Origin of the sequence: Photobacterium sp. OFAV2-7 (assembly GCF_022347985.1) — a bacterium.
Lineage (GTDB): Bacteria > Pseudomonadota > Gammaproteobacteria > Enterobacterales > Vibrionaceae > Photobacterium.
The window spans coordinates 1-4276 of sequence record NZ_JAKRFQ010000426.1 but is presented as its reverse complement, the minus strand read 5'-3'; the positions used below and the strand labels follow the sequence as shown (position 1 = coordinate 4276).

The window sequence follows — 4276 nt, the reverse complement described above, 5'->3', positions numbered from 1 at the left end:
CCAGATTGTGGCAGGGATTCCAGATTGACCACCAGAAACCACGCTCGGAACGTGAATACCAGGTAGTAAGCAGCTTGGCACATGGTGGCCAGCCCCAGCCTTGAAAGAAGGCATTGCATGTCCACAATACGGCGAACATGATCAGCGACGAGCTCAATCCGAAACAAATATTGATGATGCCTGTTGCTATCAAGCCCAGCCCCATGAAGTAGCTTGGGTTTGACTGATCACTCACCATGCCGGATACAAACTTCGAGATCCCGTAGGTGATATAGAATAGGGTGCCGAGAAAGCCGATATCTGAATGCGTCAGGCCTAAATCTGCCAGCATTGCCGGCATGGCGAAGTTCAGACTTTTTCGGGTGAAATAAAAAACGCCATAGCCGATATACATCGAAAACATCAAATGTAAGCGCCAGTGTTTGTAGGTGGCGTCAATTTGCTGTTTGTCCGATATGGTCTGCGCTGGCTGTTCTGATGTAAGAAAACCCATCATGGCGGCGCTATCTCCCTATTGCTGAATCGATAGTACGTAAACGATTACTGAAATGGATGAGACAGGTTTTTAAATGCCTAGGAAAATTTCCTAGTTTGTCTCGGTTGTTGGCATTTTTGTGGGCAAGTTAACAATAAATCGTGTGCCGGGGCCGGACTGGATGGAGAGGCTACCTCCCAATGCGCTTACCCGTTCCTCGATACCTTTCAGACCTTGTCCCTTGGTGCGCCAGTTGTCCGGCAGGCCGCAGCCGTTGTCACGCAGCTCCAGGCTAAACATGGTCCCCGGCATCAGGCTGAGCTGTACCTCGGTGGCCTGTGAGTGCTTGCTTACATTGTTGAGGAGTTCTTGCACAATGCGGTAGAGGGTCACGGCGGTAATGTCATCCAGCTTGTGGTTGGCGATACCGATATTGAACTGAAAGTCGATATTGCGCTCGGCAAATTTCATTTCGTGAGCCAGCTGACGCAGGGCGTTTTCCAGACCTAACTCATCGAGAATTTGCGGACGCAGTTGGGTTAACAACTGCCGGGTTGAGCCATGGATTCGCATCGACAATGAGTGAATAGCGTCGGCAATGTTCTTGGTGTTTTCGTCCTGGGAGGTCCGGTTGGCAAGCATGGCCTGGATCTGGATGGCCGTGATGTTCTGGCCGATTTCATCGTGGAGTTCTCTGGCGACAGACTTGCGAATGTCTTCTTCAACCTGAACCAGCTGCCGGGCAAGGTGTTGCTTGTTATTTAGCTCTTGCGCCAGTTCTTGGTTGACCTGCTGTAGCCGCTGGGCCAGCAGATATTGGCGGCTGATGGCTATCCCGAGCCCGAGTCCTACCAGTGCCTGGGTCGTGATAAAAACTTTCAGTTCCTGATCGCTGGAGAAAGAGCCGGAGATCTGCCGTGCTGTGGTCAGCAATATACTGTTCATTACCGAGGCCAGAACCCCGCCCTGCCAGCCATAGCGGTATGCCATAAAAATATTGGGCAAGAGCATTACCAGCAGAACCAGCGGCTCCATCTGATCGATGAAGGTGAGCTCAGCGAATAGGCCGATAGAGAAAAACACAATCGTCCACAACAGGGCAGAGGGCCTGATAGTGATTTCCTGATGGATCAGCGTCGGGCTTAGCGGTTCCCAGACCTTGTTGAGATAGTCATAGAGCAGGTAGAAAAACGGGGTCAGCAGGATCCCGCCGGTGATGGCACTGATGGTACCGGAAAAAGCGTAACCTGCAGGGAAGGCCAGCGGCTTGCTCAGCAGCAGTATCATCAGGCCGATTGCCAAGCCGTGGACCAGAACCAGCGCAACCAGTGCCAGCAGTCGTTGCCAGTAGGTAGTCAGTTGTTGCCAGAATGAAGTAAAGGGGAAGGCGAGGAAATAGCTGACAAATGGGCTGAGCAGCAAGAGCCAGTCGTGAGGTTCGCTGTGGAGCATCGACAGCAGCCAGCCGCTGATAGCCAGTTCGCTGACGAGATAAAGCGCCCAGAAGCGGCGGGGTGTCAGCACCAATACTGCCAGCTTGAGTCCGACGGGGAGAAACAACCCGGCCAGAAAAAGGTCGGGCGAAAGATAGCTGCTGATACTCCAGAGGCAGAACCAGCTGATTGTAAAAATCACAAAGCTAAAGGCAAAGGAAAAGTATTTGCCCAGGGTCTGGCTTTCTTCTTTCATTACTCGTCCAGTAGTTTGTGCTGGAGAGCAAACCGGATCAGGTCGACGTTGTTGGACAAGTTCAGCTTGCTGAGAATATTGGCCCGGTGAACATGGATTGTTTTATGGCTGATGGAAAGCGCCACCCCGACTTCTTTGACATCCATCCCTTTGATGAGGTGATTGAATACCTCACGCTCGCGTTTGGTGAGTTCGTCCAATGCTTTGGGTTCGGCCGGTGCATTGCTGAGGTTGAACAAGGCATCGGCGCACAGGTAACGATCACCGCTGGCAACAGTGCGTATGGCGGTAACCAGCTCTCCCGGGCCACAACGTTTGGAGAGGTAGCCACAGGCTCCGGCTTCTATCGCCTTGCTGACGAAAGAGGCCGAATCATAGATGCTGAGAATGATGGCGCGAAAGTTGGGATTGTCTTTTTTTAGGCGCTCTAACAGGCTCAGCCCGCTCTCATCCGGCATGGAAATATCAATCACCGCGACATCGACTGTTGCCCGTGACAGCGCAGAGAAGGCATCCTTGGCCGAGCTATATTCTCCCTTCACTTCTATATCAGATTCAACGTTCAGAAGCTGGGCAAAACCGGAACGTACCATGATGTGGTCATCGACCAGGGCGACAGAAATCATTTTCACATCCTTTGTTATTTTTGGAATCGTCGCAAATTGATTTGGTGCATTCAATTCACTCATAACGTGATGTGATGCCAGTCGCGAAATATATTTCATAATCATGAACATGGTGCGCCGTAAATGATAAATGTCTCAATTATCACTTTTCCTACAATTTACTGGCCGCCAGAAATCTAAGGCTGACGGCGTTCTTTATTTCCCTGTAGTGACAACGTCACAATATGAAATCTGTTGTAAATGTGAACTAGGTATTGCTGCTTTTTTGATCTATCTCAAAGAGGTATATCCTTTACCTCCTTTGAGGTATGCCCTGTCGATTTTTTAAGCATAAATTATTAATAGTCCACACAAAAAGTGCGTATTAAGTGGCAGGGCCAATTCGTAACCTACACCCTACCTGCCAACACTGTCTTGCCGCTTAAACATGCACTCCTTAATGGTTTGGGGTGGTGTGATGCCTGCCTGGGAGGGCTCAATAAATGAAGGATTACCATGTCTGCAGTTTGGTTGTGTATGTGTCGGCCGAGCATGCCGAATCGGTAAAGAAAACCATAGAGAGCCTGAAAGGGGCCGAAGTACCTGTAAGCAATGAAATAGGAAAGATGGTTGTGGTGCTTGAGGGAGACAGCAAGGACGGGTTGGTAGAACGCTTCGAGAAAATCAAAACATTGCCCGGCGTAATAACCGTCACTCTGGTGTACCACCAAATGGATGAGCAATCTGAGCTTAAGGAAGCCAACAATGACAGTCAGTAGACGTAGTTTCTTAAAGGCCAATGCAGCGGCAGCCGCCGCGGCAGCAGCGGGTTTGACGATACCTGTTTCTGTTGCCCAAGCTGCTGGTGAAGACAAGAATGTTAAATGGGACAAGGCACCGTGTCGTTTCTGTGGTACCGGCTGTAGCGTGCTGGTCGGGACGCAAAACGGCCGGGTGGTGGCATCCCAGGGGGATCCGGACGCGCCGGTAAACAAGGGCCTGAACTGTATCAAGGGCTATTTCTTGCCTAAGATCATGTACGGTAAAGACCGCCTGACCCAGCCGATGTTGCGTAAAACCGACGGGGTTTACGATAAGGACGGTGAGTTCACGCCGGTAAGCTGGGATGAAGCCTTCGATGTGATGGCGGATAAATTCAAGCAGGCACTGAAGGAAAAAGGGCCAACCTCGGTCGGGATGTTTGGTTCCGGGCAGTGGACGGTTTGGGAAGGCTATGCAGCTGCCAAGTTGTACAAGGCCGGTTTCCGCTCTAACAATATTGACCCCAATGCCCGTCATTGTATGGCATCGGCGGTAGTCGGTTTTGCTCGTACCTTTGGTATGGATGAGCCGATGGGTAGCTACGATGATCTTGAGCATGCCGATGCCTTTGTGCTTTGGGGCTCGAACATGGCAGAAATGCACCCCATCTTATGGACTCGTCTGACTGACCGCCGACTGTCGTCAGACAAGGTGAAAGTGGCGGTGTTGTTGACTTTTACCCACC

Annotated in this window: 5 protein-coding genes; 2 read left to right on the top strand and 3 right to left on the bottom strand. The window is 51.0% G+C overall.

Annotated features, from left to right (window positions below):
* The 3 genes from MHN01_RS18225 to MHN01_RS18215 form a co-directional block, all read right to left on the bottom strand.
* The coding region (locus MHN01_RS18225; RefSeq protein ID WP_239412644.1) for an MFS transporter at positions 1-496 on the bottom strand (496 nt) is incomplete at its 3' end.
* A gap of 90 nt (positions 497-586) precedes the next feature.
* Positions 587-2164: a signal transduction histidine-protein kinase/phosphatase UhpB gene (gene uhpB / locus MHN01_RS18220; RefSeq protein ID WP_239412643.1), complete on the bottom strand. Its 1578-nt coding sequence runs from the start codon at positions 2162-2164 to the stop codon at positions 587-589.
* On the bottom strand, positions 2164-2790 hold the full coding sequence (locus MHN01_RS18215; RefSeq protein ID WP_239412642.1) for a response regulator: 627 nt from the start codon (positions 2788-2790) through the stop codon (positions 2164-2166). The genes uhpB and MHN01_RS18215 overlap by 1 nt, the downstream gene beginning before the upstream one ends.
* Positions 2791-3272: 482 nt before the next feature.
* Between MHN01_RS18215 and MHN01_RS18210 the strand changes: the two genes are divergently transcribed.
* Together MHN01_RS18210 and MHN01_RS18205 are read left to right on the top strand one after the other, a co-directional pair.
* A complete protein-coding gene (locus MHN01_RS18210; RefSeq protein ID WP_239412641.1) occupies positions 3273-3548 on the top strand; it encodes a chaperone NapD in 276 nt (91 codons plus the stop codon).
* On the top strand, positions 3535-4276 hold a 742-nt coding region (locus MHN01_RS18205), incomplete at its 3' end, for a molybdopterin-dependent oxidoreductase (RefSeq protein WP_239412640.1). The genes MHN01_RS18210 and MHN01_RS18205, both read left to right, overlap by 14 nt.